Origin of the sequence: Micromonospora sp. NBC_00330, assembly GCF_036136635.1 — a bacterium.
Lineage (GTDB): Bacteria > Actinomycetota > Actinomycetes > Mycobacteriales > Micromonosporaceae > Micromonospora > Micromonospora salmantinae.
Map to the genome: position 1 here is coordinate 4,547,055 of NZ_CP108012.1, position 15,561 is coordinate 4,562,615.

General features: G+C 68.2%; 15 protein-coding genes. 8 read left to right on the plus strand and 7 right to left on the minus strand.

What is annotated here, in order from left to right; all coding sequences use genetic code 11:
• Positions 1 to 36: 36 nt before the first annotated feature.
• The gene (locus OG598_RS20450) at positions 37 to 594 is read left to right on the plus strand and encodes a hypothetical protein (protein WP_328650624.1); all 558 of its coding nucleotides are present in this window, start codon (positions 37 to 39) and stop codon (positions 592 to 594) included.
• Positions 561 to 824: a hypothetical protein gene (locus OG598_RS20455; protein WP_328650625.1), complete on the plus strand. Its 264-nt coding sequence runs from the start codon at positions 561 to 563 to the stop codon at positions 822 to 824. Before OG598_RS20450 ends, OG598_RS20455 begins: the two co-directional genes overlap by 34 nt.
• Before the next feature lie 45 nt (positions 825 to 869).
• On the opposite strand, the gene OG598_RS20460 is transcribed toward OG598_RS20455, so the two are convergent.
• The 7 genes from OG598_RS20460 to OG598_RS20490 all read right to left on the minus strand — a co-directional run bounded on the left by OG598_RS20460 (position 870) and on the right by OG598_RS20490 (position 10,242).
• Positions 870 to 2,387 carry an HNH endonuclease gene (locus OG598_RS20460; protein WP_328650626.1) on the minus strand — a complete coding sequence of 506 codons (1,518 nt, stop codon included), beginning with the start codon at positions 2,385 to 2,387 and terminating at the stop codon, positions 870 to 872.
• A gap of 74 nt (positions 2,388 to 2,461) precedes the next feature.
• Positions 2,462 to 2,764, minus strand: coding sequence for a DUF7008 domain-containing protein (locus OG598_RS20465; RefSeq protein ID WP_328650627.1), 303 nt, complete (start codon positions 2,762 to 2,764; stop codon positions 2,462 to 2,464).
• 673 nt (positions 2,765 to 3,437) lie between these two features.
• A complete protein-coding gene (locus OG598_RS20470; RefSeq protein ID WP_328650628.1) occupies positions 3,438 to 5,318 on the minus strand; it encodes a DUF2075 domain-containing protein in 1,881 nt (626 codons plus the stop codon).
• Between the two features lie 110 nt (positions 5,319 to 5,428).
• Positions 5,429 to 7,267 carry a DUF2075 domain-containing protein gene (locus OG598_RS20475; RefSeq protein WP_328650629.1) on the minus strand — a complete coding sequence of 613 codons (1,839 nt, stop codon included), beginning with the start codon at positions 7,265 to 7,267 and terminating at the stop codon, positions 5,429 to 5,431.
• A 182-nt stretch (positions 7,268 to 7,449) separates the two neighbouring features.
• On the minus strand, positions 7,450 to 7,833 hold the full coding sequence (locus OG598_RS20480; RefSeq protein ID WP_328650630.1) for a nucleotide pyrophosphohydrolase: 384 nt from the start codon (positions 7,831 to 7,833) through the stop codon (positions 7,450 to 7,452).
• 232 nt (positions 7,834 to 8,065) lie between these two features.
• Complete coding sequence (locus tag OG598_RS20485) at positions 8,066 to 8,893, minus strand: DUF3152 domain-containing protein (RefSeq protein WP_328650631.1); 828 nt, start codon at positions 8,891 to 8,893, stop codon at positions 8,066 to 8,068.
• A 176-nt stretch (positions 8,894 to 9,069) separates the two neighbouring features.
• Positions 9,070 to 10,242, minus strand: a complete 1,173-nt coding sequence (locus OG598_RS20490) for an ROK family transcriptional regulator (protein ID WP_328650632.1) — start codon at positions 10,240 to 10,242, stop codon at positions 9,070 to 9,072.
• Between the two features lie 163 nt (positions 10,243 to 10,405).
• On the opposite strand from OG598_RS20490, the gene OG598_RS20495 reads away from it, so the two are divergent.
• The 6 genes from OG598_RS20495 to OG598_RS20520 are packed head-to-tail and all read left to right on the plus strand — an operon-like array spanning position 10,406 to position 15,405.
• A complete protein-coding gene (locus OG598_RS20495) occupies positions 10,406 to 11,134 on the plus strand; it encodes an amino acid ABC transporter ATP-binding protein (RefSeq protein ID WP_210817559.1) in 729 nt (242 codons plus the stop codon).
• 19 nt (positions 11,135 to 11,153) lie between these two features.
• On the plus strand, positions 11,154 to 12,122 hold the full coding sequence (locus tag OG598_RS20500; protein ID WP_328650633.1) for a glutamate ABC transporter substrate-binding protein: 969 nt from the start codon (positions 11,154 to 11,156) through the stop codon (positions 12,120 to 12,122).
• 16 nt (positions 12,123 to 12,138) lie between these two features.
• Complete coding sequence (locus tag OG598_RS20505) at positions 12,139 to 12,783, plus strand: amino acid ABC transporter permease (protein ID WP_112582064.1); 645 nt, start codon at positions 12,139 to 12,141, stop codon at positions 12,781 to 12,783.
• The gene (locus OG598_RS20510; protein ID WP_328650634.1) at positions 12,780 to 13,649 is read left to right on the plus strand and encodes an amino acid ABC transporter permease; all 870 of its coding nucleotides are present in this window, start codon (positions 12,780 to 12,782) and stop codon (positions 13,647 to 13,649) included. The genes OG598_RS20505 and OG598_RS20510 overlap by 4 nt, the downstream gene beginning before the upstream one ends.
• Complete coding sequence (locus OG598_RS20515) at positions 13,646 to 14,665, plus strand: asparaginase (protein ID WP_328650635.1); 1,020 nt, start codon at positions 13,646 to 13,648, stop codon at positions 14,663 to 14,665. Before OG598_RS20510 ends, OG598_RS20515 begins: the two co-directional genes overlap by 4 nt.
• Positions 14,662 to 15,405: a copper homeostasis protein CutC gene (locus tag OG598_RS20520; protein ID WP_196921448.1), complete on the plus strand. Its 744-nt coding sequence runs from the start codon at positions 14,662 to 14,664 to the stop codon at positions 15,403 to 15,405. Before OG598_RS20515 ends, OG598_RS20520 begins: the two co-directional genes overlap by 4 nt.
• Positions 15,406 to 15,561: the final 156 nt, after the last annotated feature.

Consider the following 15,561-nt stretch of genomic DNA (forward strand, 5'->3'; position numbering starts at 1 on the left):
CAGTCGCTCCGTAGGGATCAGAGGGATCACGAGATCGTGAGCGTACGGACCGAGTTCAGCGACCTGATTCGCGCGATGGCGCGGCGTGACTGGGGCGCCGTGGACCAACTCCTCGACGGGTTGGAGGCCTCCGGATGGCGCGGCGGGAACCAGGTAATCGGCGCCGCGTTCGCCATCGCGGTCAACGACCGCTTCGGCACCACCCACTCCCCCACCGACGTCGCCCGCTTCGTCGCCGAGATGCGCACCCAGTTTCCGGGCGCGGAGTCGCTGCCCACCCTGGAGATGGAAGGCCTGGTCCGCGCGGCCCTCGGTGAGGTCGGACTGATCGACGATCTCAGCCCTGAGACCGCCCTCCAGATGCAGATCGTGTTCCTCGGCAAGCTGTTCAGGACCGCGATCTCACCGAGACGCAGCTTGAAGAGTTCATCGCCGACGTGGAACGAACGGCCGCCGAATACCTGTAGCCAGCGGGACTGCGTGCCACTTCCATCTCCGATAGTGTCCGTCCGACCACGCAAACGTGAACTTGTTCGCGCGATCGGCAGACGGAGATTGGCATGGCCAGCATCGAGGAAGTCAAGGCTGCACTGATGCAGGCCGCCGAGCAGGGCAACACCACGATCAGCCAGATCCGGGCCGCCGCTGAGAACACCGAACAGATGCTGACCCGGCTACGCGCCATCTCAGCCGGCACCGGGCATCCGACGATCGCCGAGGCCATCGCTCGCGGTGAACAGAGCAAGCAGCGCCTGGCCGAAGCCATGGCCCTCGTGCAGGGCAGTTCGGAAGCGGCACGCCGCTACATCAGCGTCCTCGGCTGAGCACGGACAACAGTCGGGCAAGCCATCGCTGCGCTTCGTTGAGCGCTAGTCCGCCCTTCCGCAGAACCACCGATGATGTTGAAGATTTTCCGGTCCGATTGGATGCTTCGGGTGCAGCCGTAGCTTGCCGATCTTCTCGCCACTAACGGTCCATCGTACGACTAGGTTGCTGTCGATGAAGATGGCGAAGGTGTCGAACTGGACGTGGTGGTTCGGGCATAGGCAAAGCACGTTGTCGATCTGGTCCGAACCCTCATGAGGCCGACCCAGCCCCTTGATGTGGGCCGCCTCGCTGTAGAAGCCATACCGAGTCGCCAGCCGGGTATCGCAGACCTGGCAGCGGTGCCCATGGAGTCGCTTGACCTTTTCGGCGACAGCCGAACTACGGACGATGCGCTCGATCCGCGCCGCCTTCCGCCTTGCCGGACCCTGATCACCGGCCTCGGATCCGGCAGCCTTCTCCCCGTCCAGCACCCCCGATGCGGAGTCGTAGCCGGCAAGACCCACCTCTGCCAGGAACGCTGCCGGGTCGATGTCGACCGGCAGCGCAGGTGACAGTACGGCCACCGCGCGGCCCCGAGTCTCCGGATCACGGAGCAGAGCCGCCACTGCCGAGGAGAAACCCATCAACGGGGCATTCGCTTCCACGGCACGGGGATCGGAGCCCTGCCCCCCGTGGAAGCCGGAACGGTCGACTTCCCAAAGTTCGCTGCTGCTGACGATCTCCAACAGCCCGCTATCGCGCAGCCGTCCGGACATCTCCGCATCGCCCGGTCGGCTGTCCGTCGCGCCGTACCGCTGGAGGATCGACTCAAGGTCGGACCTGAGGTGCTGTGGCTCTGCAGAGTGACCGTCAGCGGAGGCGATCTGCCCGATGTTCCAGAGCACGGTCAGAGGAAGGAGACTTGCGGACGGGTCGGCGTCGTGCCCGTGACAGGCATCGACGACTCGCTGCAGCGCCTTGAACAGCCGCTTGCGGCTCATCTTGGGAGGAGCGATGACGGCGGGTCGGCGGGTCGTGACCCCTGCGGCGGCCAGCAGCGGCTGGATCGTGGCGTACTCAGCGGCACTGAGCAGGGTGAGGCTCCGCAGCGGGACGCCCAGCCCGAGACGGCGCAGAATCGGGGCGGCCGGGACTGGCCGCTCAAGGCGCTCGACGTCGCCGAGCGCCATCATGTACTCCCAGGTCTGTCCGTCATCGTCTGCCCCCCATATCCGCTTGGCCGCAGCAGGGTTGTGCAGAAGGTGCAGGATCCGGGCACGCGCATAGAACGCCGTCTCCGCGTAGAAGAGCACGTCATCGCCGACCCGCCGGTCGCGCAGTGCTCGCGCCTTGTAGTTGTTCACCTGGTTCGTCGGCGTCGACCCCCAGAGGCGAGCAACCCCGTCCGGGTAGAGCGCGGTGAGTGCCGCCAGGTCGGGACCAAGCTCCGCCGCAACGTCCCGCAGGCGGATCCCCTGCTCGACCGAGTCCTTGTAGTTCTGCGGCCCACGGTCCTTGGCGCTACCTCGCGGCTGCAGGACCAGTTGGGGTACGCCGCTGACGTTCTTCACGTAATTCACACTCCCAGGTGAAGAGTTTCGTCTGCCAGCATCGCCGGGCGCGACAGCATGACAGTCTTGATCCAGGCTGATCCTCAAGCCAGAACGAGACTTGAGCGATCCACTCCTAACTGCGACAGCTCCGTATCGACCAGGTCACTGACCCCATCGCGGCCCGCCTTCGGGTACGAGATGAAGCGCTCCTTCGACACGTCGAGATTGCCCCGCGCCCGCCAGTACGACGCCTTCACGAAGTCCGCCGAAGCGCACTTCGGCGGCACCGCGACCTGCACGTCCTCGCCTGCGTCCTCCAAGCGCTGCCGCGTCCAGGTGCGCTCCCACTGCGCCCGCTTACGCAGCCCGGACTGCTTGTACCGGTGAACCGGCAGGTAGGGCACATGCTCGTCGGCGACCAGCTTGATTTTCCGTCTAGCCCGTAGACGTGCTGGCGGCCGATGTCATCCAGCTCGGAGCGCATGTTCCGCGCGTGCAGGAACACCGCGGCATTGACGTACGGGATCCGCGCACCGTGCGGGGCGTACTGCTGCAGCACGCTACGCAGCCGCTTGGCCTTGCGGTTTGCCAGGATGAGCGGGTACGACGCCAGCTCGCGTAGACCATCCTGCTCGTTTGGGAACGCGCTCGAATCGATCTGCTCCCAGCGCGGCGAATCCTCACGCATACGGCACCGTGCGCGCCCGCGCAGTCATCACAACCACTCCCCACGAATACCCTGTTTATGGTCTCGGGGACGCTACCGTCCCCTTCGGACAACGCGCAGCCTCCATTCAGCGGTTAGACAGGACGGCTTTCCGGCCCATCCGATCCTTTGACGTCCATACCGGCAGTCGACCTGCAAACCCTGGCGCGGGCAGCACGGCTCAGGAGCCCGACAGAGTCCGGGCGCCGACACCGACGTTCAGTGCTCGTCAAGCTCACCATCGGCAGCGCCCGAACGGGCGGGCATCGAACCGGTCTCCGAGCGCTCGCTGGGGATGGCCGGGGTGCCGGTATGAGAACCCGTTGGGCCGTCGGCTCTGACCGCATCGATCCGCCTTACGCCCGGCGCAATCAGTCGACCGGGCCTGTGCGGTGCCGGATAAGCTGCGACAGGAAGGCCTGCGTCTCCGGATCATCCGCGAACAGAAGCGTGCCTCGAAGCCCTCTGGTGAGTAGGACCTTGTACGTATTTCGGATGAGCCGGTCCGCGTTCCTGGCGATGACCCTGCCCTCGCGATTCACGATCGCCGGGTCGCACGACTTTCTCGGATCGGAGACCAATCGGCCGTCGCGCACGACGAGGTCCTTGCCGATGATCACCCCGGACCAGTCGTACTCGAACCCCTGGGCGGTGTAGATGCAGCCTATTTGCCCGAACCCGCGCGGATCTGTGGCCCAGTAGGCGCTGGTCGGAATTCCTTTGGGCGGATAGTCGTCGTACGCGTTCCACGGCCTTGCCCAGGACTCGATGCGGACGTCGGGCATGAGCCGACCGTTCTGCGCCCGATGTGTCCACGGCCAGCAGAACCCCGCCGAGATCCTCGCTGTCTCCCCTCGATCCTGGCATCCCCGCAGGATCGTCTCCATCTCCTCGGGAGAATCCACCAGGGCGAGCCGGAATCGTTCGTCGCCCTTCCAGCGATACGGAGCCGCGCGGGCCAATCCCAGCAGGTGCAGCACCCACCGTTCGTAGCGTGGGCTACCGCCGCAGCGGAACTGTGCGCCTAGCTCGATCCGGTCGACCTCCAGATCCAGCTGACCTGCCACCTCCGTGATCGTGTCTACGCTGCCCACCTCGTCTGGGCGTACGACCTGGTTGTCATCGAGCAGGAAGACCGGCACCTTGGCGGCCTCGATCAGCTCCTGCACCTGGGGCTTGCCGCCCTGCCGCGACCCCTTGGTCGACCGTGCACGAATCCGGTGCGCCTCGTCGCAGATGAGCACGTCGAGCTTGTCGGGAGTGGCATCCATGAAGTCCATGAAGTAGCTGAACAACGGTCTGGTCCGCTGCGCAGGGTCCGCGGGTTGACGCCGCGCGTACTGCTGGAGGGTCCGGGTGAATGCCCGCGAACCGGTGGCGTGAGCAATCTGCCGTTCCTCCCGGGCCAGTTCGGCAAGCAGGTTGAGCCCGATCGCGCTCTTGCCGCTGCCCGGTCCTCCCGAAATGATTACGACTCGCTTGCCGCGCCCATCCTCCGCCCAACGCACCCCCCGCAGCACCAGCTCGTATGCCGCGCGCTGCTCGTCCAGCAGGGGGAAAAGCGCCCGGTTGGTCACCTCATCCGCCGCGAGGGACAGCAGTTGCCTGCTCTGCCGAATTGGGCTGGTCAGTAGCCGGTACGCAGCCTGCGGGTGCCGCACTCGATGAAACTTACGCTCGAGATAGAGAGGGAACTGCTCAGCCTTGTCCGGGGTCCACACCATGCTCTGGTAGCTGCGCTCACGTTCCAAGGCTGGGATGTGGTCGCGCTTGGCGTTGTGCAGGTAGGCCATGCCGTGCACGGCGTTTGGCCACTCCCTTACCTTCTCGACATAGTCAACGAGGTACGCGCAGTACGCCTGCACCTGCAGGGCGGGATGCAGTTGCGGTTGTTCAAGGTGATTGACGCGCAGAACGCTCCCGTCGTCGTCGTACCGCGAAGCCTCGCTCCACTGCTTCAGTTCCACCACGAGGTACGTCGCCCGCATCGTCAAGGGTTCGGCTCCGGCGAGGATGACGTCGATCCGCCGGCTACTGCGAGGAAGTTGGTACTCCACGAGCGCGTCGAGATCGCCGTATCCCAGCGCACACAGGTGCCGGGCAAAGGCTGGCAGGCTGTTTCGCCAGGAGCGCCGCTCGGGCTCGTTCACCTTGTATCCGGAGGCGGTGAGGTAGGCCGCCAACTCGTCGTCCAGTCGTTTGTCGTCATGCAGCGCGACGATCTGAGCTGGTGTGGTCTGGAACGCCAGCATTCACAGGCCCCCGAGGCACGAAGATCTCGTGCGGTGGGGGCGTGTCCTTCGCCGGAAGCCCGTCGATCCGCTGAACTGACGGTCACAGTATCGACACTGTGTGGCTGCCGCTACCCGGCTTCGACCTCGAACCTGATCTCCGGTGCCCGGCGGACCCGCACCAGATCGCGCAGGTACTCCCGCGTCTCCGGGTCGGTCGCGTACAGCACCGTGCCGCGCATGCCCCGGGTCAGCAACACCTTGTAGGTGTTGCGGATCAAACGGTCAACCTCCCCGTCGCCGACGGACTTGCGGCTGCGGATCGACGAGTCCTTCGACTCCTCGCGGCGGGTCACCAACCGGCCGTCCCTCGCCACCAGGTCCGGGCCGATGATGACCCCCGACCAGTCGTACTCGAAGCCCTGGGCGGTGTAGACGCAGCCAACCTGGCCGAAGCCGTTCGGGTCGGTGGCCCAGAACGCACTCCCCGGCGCCTCGCCGACACTGCGTTCGCTCCGGACGTTCCACGGTCGCGCCCAGTCGCCGATCGTGACGTCCGGCACCAACGTGCCGTCGGGTCTCGGATCGCTCCACGGCCAGCAGTAGCCGGCCGACATCCTGGCCGTGCCGCTGAGTCCCTGCCGCTCGGCCAGGTACGCCTCCATCTCCTCCGGCGACTCGGCGACCCGCACGTCGAACCGGCCGTCGCCGGTCCAAACGGACGGCTCGCCGCCGTCGAGGCCGAGCAGGTCAAGAACCCATTCCTCGTACGCCTCGCTGCCGCCGCAGCGGAACTGGTCGTGCAGAGAGACCACCTCGACCTCCACGCCGAGCTTCTCCGCGAAGGCGGAGATGACCTCGACGCTGCCCAGCTCACCCGGCTTCACCACCTGATGCTCGTCGAGCAGGAAGACCGGCACCCGGGCAAGCGAAATGAGTTCGTCCAACTGCGGGCGGGCCACATCCCGGCGCGCCTTGGGTGTGTAGCGGTTGACCGACGTCTCCCGTACCCGGTGCGCCTCGTCGCAGATCAGCACCTCGATGTCGTTCGGCTCGGCGTCCATGAAGCTGTTGAAGTACTTGAAGAGGCTCTGCAGCCGAGTCGATCCCCGCCCGGCGTAGCGACGCAATGTCTGGGTGAAGGAGCGCGAACCGGTGGCGTGCAGCACCGACCGGTTCCGCCGGGCCAACTCCCCGAGGACCGCGAGGGCGATGACACTCTTGCCGCTGCCCGGCCCACCAGCCACCACCAACGCGCGTTTGTGGTTCGCCGTCCGAGCCCGCTCGACCGCGTGCATGACCAACTCGTACGCCACATGTTGCTCGTCAAGCAGGATGAAGTGCGAGCGTTCCTTCAGCTCGGCGGCGGCGTACGCCAGCAGATGCCGGCTGGGGCGCACGGTGCTGGTCAGGAACCTGTCCGCCGGGCCTGCTCCCGAAGCGGGTGCGAATCGGCTGCGCAGGTGATCGAGCCACTGCCCCCGACGCTGCCCGGTGAAGATCCGGCTCTGCTCCGTGGCCGGCCGGTCGAGCAGGTCGACAACGTCACGGTCCACCGCGTTGTGCAGGTAGGCGGCGCCCCGTAACAGCTTCTGGTCGCGGCCGAGCACGCCCAGGAAGTCGCTGAGATAGCGGCAGTAGTCCTGCACCTGCACCCCGGGATGCAGGCGTGGCCCACGGACCTGCTCGACGGCGACGAGGGTGTCGGAGTCCTCGAAGGCCGTGGCGTAGGTCCACTGTTTGAGTTCGACGACGAGGTAGGAGTCATCTCCGGTAAGTGGATCAACACCGGCCAGCACGGCGTCGACGCGCCGGCTGGTCAACGGAAGCTGGTACTCGACCAGCACCTCGACCTCGGTCAGGCCCGCGTCGGCGAGATCCTGCGCGAGCACCGGAAGGCTACGCGCCCAGGACCGCTTCTCGGCGGGGCTCACCCCATGACCGCTGTGGCGAGCCCTTTCGGTCAGCACCTCCACCAGGGTGCCATCGGTAGCGAGACGCAACAGACCAGCAGCGGACGTACGGTACGCCGACATCGACAGGTGCCCCCGGGCAGCACGAAGAGATCGTGCGGATGGGGGGCATATCCGTGCACCGGAAGCCCGTCGGACCGCCTTACTGCCACGACTGTAACTAGAAGATCAACCAACGGCTATGACCGTGGCGCCTTCGCTGCGGAGCCCTTGGCGCTTTCCACGGGGTAGCGCCGGGCTGAATCCGCAAGTTTGTCTATCGCTGCCTCGACCAGGTCGATGTCGAGGACGTCGGCGAGCCGGACCAGATAGATCATGACGTCGCCGACCTCGGCGCGTACCCGTGCACCCGCCTGCGGGTCCGCCATCACCTGGCCAGCCTGCTCGGGCGTGAGCCACTGCAGCTCTGCCAGCAGTTCGCCGACCTCACCGGACAGCGCCATTGCCAGGTTCTTCGGCGTGTGGAACTGCTGCCACTCGCGCTCCTCGGCGAAACGCCGAAGTTGATCGGTGAGCCGGCCGACACCATCCGCGGCGGATTCCACTTCCGAAGGGCTGCCCATACCTCAGATCCTCACCTCGCCGGGATCGAACTGGTCATCATTGTCGCCCAGGCCGAGCGGGGCCAATTGACGAGTAGGGCCTGCAGGCACGTCGACACTCGCCCCCTTGATCGACACGAGATCAGTGATATCGGGTGTCGAGCCAACTCGGATGCCGCGTTGTCAGCGATCTCGTGTTGATCACGCCGGGTGGCGTGCGGGTCGGCGGTCGAGGCCGGTGCGGAGCGGCGGGTCAGGACCGCGCCCACGGTCCGCTGACGAACTGGCCGTTGCCGACGAACGGGCTGACGTTTGGCACGCACCCGCCCAGGCCCATGGTCTGGGTCATCATGACCGGGGCCGGCTTGCCGCGCCCGCCGCACTTCATGTGGGCGAAGCCGAGGAAGTGACCGAACTCGTGATTTATCACGCCGGCGTGGTACTCGTCGATGCTGACCGGGTATCCCGGTGAACCCTGAAGCCAACGCCGCAAGTTGATCATGATGGTCTTGCCGTACTTGCATGAGTAGACGCCCTCGGTGTCGACGCCGCTCGCGCCGCAGAGTCGGTCCACTGTCCTCGGTGTCGCGAGCCGCACGTCGACGTCGACAGTCGAGGTGCCGACCCGTTGGAAGGACCACGACGCCCGGGTCAGGTTCACCGCGTCGTTGGTGACCGGGTGCTGTGCGGACGTGGACCACCCGTTCGGTGCGGCCAACACCTGCTCGATGCTCGCGGCGAACCGGTCCGGCTTCCAGGCGGGGATGTCACCCCAGGCGATGCCCTTCTCCACGGAGACGCTGTAGCGCACCCGCTTCTTGCCCTTGCCGATCACGCGACCCTTGCCGGTGGCGGTGGTGAAGGTGCCGGCGGCCCTGGTGGGGATCTGCGCGTCGGTAGGGATCTTCGGAGTCGGGCTGGAGGTTGGCGTGTCGTCGGCGCTCGGAGCCGAGCTCTGCGTACTCGGGCCGGGGCGTGGGACTTCGGCCTGCCCGGACGCCGGTGCCGACAGGCCGCAGGCGGCGGTTGCCAGCACCGCTGCCAACGAGATCGGCAGGAGCAGCGGTCCGTTGATCCGCACGTCGAAACCTCCAGGAGCAGTCACGGGTGAGTGAGGAACACCGGAAGGCTACGTGACTGCCTGTAAGGAAACTGTCAGGATGATCAGTGCAGGCGCACGGGCAAAAGCGCATGAATCTGGCACGCAATACAGCGACAGGTCACCCTGGGCGACCACTGCCGTCGGTTTGAGCGAGGTCAGGCGGCCGCGACGACGTGGTCGATCACCAGGTGGGCGGCACCGGTGATGCCGACGTCCTGGCCGGCGGCGACCCGTTCGATGAGCAGGGTCTGGGTGGCCAGCGGGAGGCACCGCTCGTAGAGGGTGGCCCGCATGCTGGCCAGCAGCGGCTCGCAGTCGGCGAGCCGACCACCGATGGCCACCACCTGCGGGTTGAAGAAGTTGACCACCACGGCGAGGATCTCGCCGACGGCGCGACCGGCCTGCCGGGCGAGGGCGGTTGCCTGCCGGTCACCGTCGTCGATCAGGCGGATCACACCGGTGAGGTCGGAGACCGGCACACCCTGCTCCCGGAGCGCGGTGACCAGTGCGGCGCCGCTGGCCACCGCCTCCAGGCAACCGGCGTTGCCACAGGTGCACGGTGGCGCGGGATCGGCCACCACCCGGCAGTGGCTGATGTCCCCGGCCGATCCCTGCGCGCCCCGGTGCAACCGTCCACTGGAGATCACACCGGAGCCGATTCCGGTGCCGGCCTTGATGTAGACGGCGTGGTCCAACTCGGAATGCGCGGTGCGGTGCGCGCCGAGCGCCATCAGGTTGGCGTCGTTGTCCACGATGACCGGCACGTCGACGCGGCCGGCGCAGAACGCGGCGACGTCGAAGCCGTTCCAGCCGGGCATCCGCGACGGGCTGACGATCCGCCCGGTGGAGTGCTGCACCGGACCGGGGATCCCGATGCCGACGCCGCGGAGCGCACCTACCGAGGAGCCCCCGGCCGCCGGATCGCTGCCCACCAGCGTGGCGACCTCGGCGAGTAGCGCGCCGAGCACCGCCTCCGGGCCGTCCTCGATGCGGACCGGCAGGGTGCGGGCCTGGACCACCCGCCCGGAGAGATCCAGTGCACCGACGCGGGCGTGATGCGCGCCGAGGTCGATGGCGCCGACCACGGCGCCGCCGGTGGGCACGGCCAGCTGGCGGGGCCGTCGCCCACCCCGGGACCGCCCAGCGCCGGCCTCCTCCAGCAGCCCCTGGCTGATCAACGCCTCGACCCGCTGGGAGACCGTCGACGGGGACAGGCCGGAGAGGCGGGACAGGTCGGCCCGACTGACGGCCGCACCGGTGGCCACCCAGCGCAGTAGCTCCCGGGGGCCGCCCCGGAGGGCATCGCGTGGCGCGTCGTCAATCGTCACGTCAGCTTCTTAGCACCCGGAGTTTGTTCAAGCAACCGGTTGACTTAGTTTGCTGGCTACCTTTAGATGGCGCTGTTGGTTCGATATGAAGCTGACTTAGTTTTGTAGTCGAAGGAAGTGAGGCCGTCTGGTGGCACCGGAGACGACGGGTGCGGACCGACCGATGGTGTCGGTACGCGGCCTGAACAAGTGGTTCGGTCCGCTGCACGTGCTCAAGGACATCGACCTCACGGTGGCCGCCGGCGAGGTGGTCGTCGTGGTGGGGCCGTCCGGCTCCGGCAAGTCGACACTGTGCCGCTGCCTCAACCGGCTGGAGACCGCCGGGAAGGGCAGCATCGAGATCGACGGCGAGCCGCTGCCCGCCGAGGGCCGCGCACTGGCCCGGCTGCGCGCCGACGTCGGCATGGTCTTCCAGTCCTTCAACCTCTTCGGCCACAAGACGGTGCTGGACAACATCACCCTCGGCCCCACCCGGGTCCGCCGAATCGCTCGACCCGAGGCGCGGCAGCAGGCGATGACCCTGCTGGAGCGCGTCGGTATCGCCGACAAGGCGAACCACCACCCGGCCCAACTCTCCGGCGGACAGCAGCAGCGGGCCGCGATCGCCCGGGCCCTGGCGATGCAACCGAAGGTGCTGCTCTTCGACGAGCCGACCTCGGCCCTCGACCCGGAAATGGTCAACGAGGTGCTCGACGTGATGGTCTCCCTGGCCGCCGAGGGGATGACCATGATCGTGGTGACCCACGAGATGGGCTTCGCCCGTCGCGCCGCCGACCGGGTGGTCTTCATGGACGACGGCCGGATCGTCGAATCCGGCGCTCCCGACGACTTCTTCGCAGCTCCGCGCACCGAGCGGGCCCGCGACTTCCTATCCAAGATCCTCCAGCACTAGCCCCCAACGGGAGGGTGTCATGTCAATCCTCAAGATGAGCTTCACCGGGCGGCGGTCGCTCGCCCTCACCGCCACCGCTGTGGCGGTGGCCCTCGCCGCCGCCGGCTGCGGCGGCGACGGCGGCGGCAGCGCTCCGACGCTGCCCGGCAACCCCGGCCTGGGCGGCGACGGCGTGGTCGCCCAGTCGGTGTACGACGCCGCCCCGGTGGCCACCGACGCGGACATCCCGGCCGGTTCGACGATGGAGGCGATCCGCAAGCGCGGCTACCTGAACATCGGCGGATCCCTGGACGCTCCGCTGCTCGCCCAGCAGAACCCGGTCAGCGGCACCATCGAGGGCTTCGACGCCGACATGGCGAAGTTGCTGGCGAAGTACATCATCGGCAAGCCCGAGGTGAAGACGACGACCATCGGCACCCAGACCCGGGAGGCCATGCTCCAGGCCAAGTCGGTGGACGCGGTCTTCCAGACGTACACGATCACCCCGCAGCGGGCCACCCAGGTCGCCTTCGCCGGGCCGTACCTCACCTCCGGCCTCGCCGTCGGGGTCCGCAAGGACGACACCTCGATCAAGAGCGTCAAGGACCTCGCCGGCAAGACCGTGATCGTCGGGGCGAACACCCCCGCCGTCACCGCGCTGCCCTCCGCCGCGCCCGGCTCGAAGCAGATCGCGTTCGGCACCGACCCGCAGGCGTTGCAGGCGCTGCTCCAGAAGCGCGGCGACGCGTACGTGCAGGACTTCACGCTGCTCGCCTCGGGCGCCAAGGCGAACCCGGGGATGAAGGTGGTGGGCGAGCCGTTCACCACCGAGGCCTACGGCATCGGCCTCAACAAGGAGGACGTGCAGTTCAAGGAGTTCGTCAACAACTGGCTGAAGAAGATCCAGGCCGACGGCACGTGGGCGAAGGTCTGGGAAGGCACCCTCGGCTCGGTGGTGGAGGGTGGGGCGCCCACCCCGCCCGCCCTCGGTTCCGCCGACGGCTCCTGAGCAACCTCTCGTACCGATGGAAGCCCTCACCGCCCACCTGAGCGAGCTTGGCCACGGCCTGGTCACGACTGTCGAACTGACAGTCGTGACCACCGTCGGCGCGATGCTGCTGGGCATCGTCGTGGCCACCCTGCGCATCGCCCCCGTCCCGCTGCTACGCGCCATCGGCACCGCGTACGTGGAGGTGTTCCAGAACCTGCCGCTGCTGGCGCTACTGGTGCTCTTCGTGTTCGCGCTGCCGACCATCGGCATCACGTTCCCGCTGTTCACCTCCGCCGCGATAGTCATCGCGGTGTACGAGGGGGCGTACCTGGCCGAGGCGATCCGCGCCGGGATCAACACTGTCGGTGTGGGCCAGGCTGAGGCAGCCCGAGCCATCGGGCTCACCTTCGGCCAGTCCCTGCGGCACGTGATCCTGCCGCAGGGACTCCGGGCGGTGATCCAGCCGATCGGCAACATCTGCATCGCGCTGCTGATGAACACGTCGCTGGCCGCCGCCGTCGGCGTGGTCGAGCTGACCCAGGCGGCCAACACCGTGAACCTGGTCGAGGCTCAACCGATCGCCGTCTTCACCGGCGCGGGCCTCGCCTACATGCTGCTGGCGCTGATCATCGGTCAGGTCACCGGCCTGCTCGAACGAAGGCTGGCGATCGTCCGATGAACAAAACGCAACAGATCCTCTTCGACGAGCCCGGTCCGCGCGCCCAACGGCGAATCCGGATCGCCACAGTGCTGGGCGCCGTCCTCCTGGCCGGCGCAGTGGTCGCGGCCGTCCACCAGTTCGCCAGCCACGGCGAGTTGGCCGCCGCCCGGTGGGAGCCGTTCACCACCTGGCCCATCTGGCGGTACCTGCTCAACGGCCTCTGGGCCACGCTGCGCGCCGCCGCCGCGACCGCAGTGCTCAGCGCCGCGCTCGGGCTGCTCCTGGCGCTCGGCCGGCTGTCGACGCACCGACCGCTGCGCTGGCTTGCCGGCGCGTACGTGGAGATCTTCCGGACCGTACCCACCCTGCTGCTGATCTACGTGACGCTGTTCGCGCTGCCGCAGTACGGGCTGAACTTCCCGCTGTTCTGGAAGCTCGTGGTGCCGCTGGTGGTCTCCAACTCGGCGGCGTTCGCGGAGATCTTCCGGTCCGGCATCCTGGCGCTGGACCGTGGGCAGACCGAGGCCGGGCTCGCGGTCGGGCTGCGCCGCGGGCAGGTGATGGCGCTGGTGGTCCTGCCGCAGGCGCTGCTGCAACTCGCCCCGTCCCTGGTCAGCCAACTGGTCGGGCTGCTCAAGGACACCTCGCTCGGCTTCGTGGTCAGCTACACCGAGCTGCTCTACAGCGGGCAGGTGCTCTCCTCGTACACCCATCTGTTGATCCAGACGTTCCTGGTGGTGGCGCTGATCTACCTGGTGGTCAACGCGTCGCTGTCGAAGTTCGCCCGCGTCCTCCAGGCCCGCAACGGCCGCTTCGGCGGACGGCGCGGACGGCGGACCGCCGAACTGCCCCCGCCACTTCTCGAAGGGAACACCCCCCGGTGACCATCTTCCGCTACGCCGAGCTGGCCCGGGTCGTGCGCAACGGCTTCGTGGAGAGCCGGCACTACGGCAGTGTCGTGGTGCTCGCCCCGGACGGGACCGTCGCCCTCGCGGCCGGCGTACCCGACGAGCCGGTGCTGCCCCGCTCCACCCTCAAGCCGGTGCAGGCACTGGCCTGCCGGATCGCGGCGGGCGACGAGCTGACCGGCCCGGCGCTGGCCCTCGCCGCCGGCAGCCACACCGGCGACGATCGGCACGTCGAGGTGGTGCGGGCGATGCTGGCCGGGGCCGGCCTGACCGAGAACGCGCTCGGCTGCCCGGAGGACTGGCCGGAGGACGAACCGACCCGGGACCGGCTGATCCGCGCCGACGGACAGCGCGACCGGATCCGGATGAACTGCTCCGGCAAGCACGCCGCGATGCTGGTCGCCTGCGTCGCCCGGTCCTGGAGCACCCACGACTACCTCGACCCCGACCACCCGCTCCAGCGGGAAACCGCCGCCGCCGTCGCCCGGCTGGCCGGCACGCCGATCGCGCACCACGCTGTCGACGGCTGCGGTGCACCGCTGTTCGGCCTGTCGCTGACCGGCCTGGCCCGCACCTTCCAGGCGTTGGTCACCGCGCCCGCCGGCAGCGACGAGGCGCTGGTCGCGCAGGCCATGCGCCAGCACCCGGAGTACGTCGGCGGCTGGAACAGGCACCCGAACACCGACCTGATGCGGGCGCTGCCCGGCTTCCTCGCCAAGGGCGGGGCCGAAGGCGTTCTCGCGGTGGCCGCACCGGACGGTCACGCGGTGGCGGTGAAGGCGATCGACGGTTCGCCCCGAGCCACCACCGCCATCGCCCTCGCCGCCCTCGACGCCGTGGGCGTACCGGTGGGTGGGGCCGACGCGCTGCGCCAGGTGCCGGTGCTCGGCGGCGGCGTACCCGTTGGTGCCGTCACGGCCGTCATCGACTGGACCACAGCATCGTCTCGGACCGAAGCGGCATCGCCTCGCACGGAAAAGGAAGAATCATGAACACATTCGAGATCTGCATCGACAGCGTCGAGGGAGCGGTCGCCGCCGAGGAGGCCGGCGCCGACCGGGTGGAGTTGTGCTCCGCGCTCTTCGACGGCGGGCTGACCCCCAGCCTGGGCACCATCGAGACGACTCTGCGCGCGGTCAGCCGGATCCGGGTACACGTGATCGTCCGTCCCCGGGCCGGCGACTTCATCTACTCGCCGTTCGAGATCGAGGCCATGGAGCGGGACGTCCGGGCCGCGGTGGCGGCCGGCGCGCACGGCATCGTGATCGGCGCGTTGACCGCCGAGGGTGACGTCGACGTGCCGACCACCCGCCGGCTGATCGCCGCCGCGGGCGACGCCAGCATCACCTTCCACCGGGCGTTCGACATGACCCGCGACCCGCACGCGGCGCTGGAGCAGCTGATCGAGCTGGGCGTGCACCGGGTGCTCACCTCGGGTCAGGAGGTCAGCGTGCTGGAGGGAGCTCCGCTCATCGCCGACCTGGTGCGCCGAGCCGCCGGCCGGATCGTCATCATGCCGGGCGGTGGCATCACCCCGCGCAACATCGCCCGGATCGTCGAGGCGACCGGCGCCGACGAGTACCACTTCGCGGCCCTGGTCAGCTCGGACAGCCCTGCCGTGCACCGCAACCCCGCGCCGCTGATGGGTGGCAGCCTGAACCGGCCCGAGTACGAGCGTTCGGGCACCTCGGGCGCCCTGGTCGGCCAGGTGCTCGCCGCCGCCCGCGCCTGACCCGGAAGCCCTGAGGTCGGCAGCCAGCCAGAGGAGTAGCTCCCGGGCAGCGCGCCGCTTGGATGGCATTGAGGGTGATGCCCCACAGTCATCGTGATGACTGTGGGGCATCACCCTCTCGACAGTGTCAGCGGTCGGACGCGGCGTCCGGTAGCG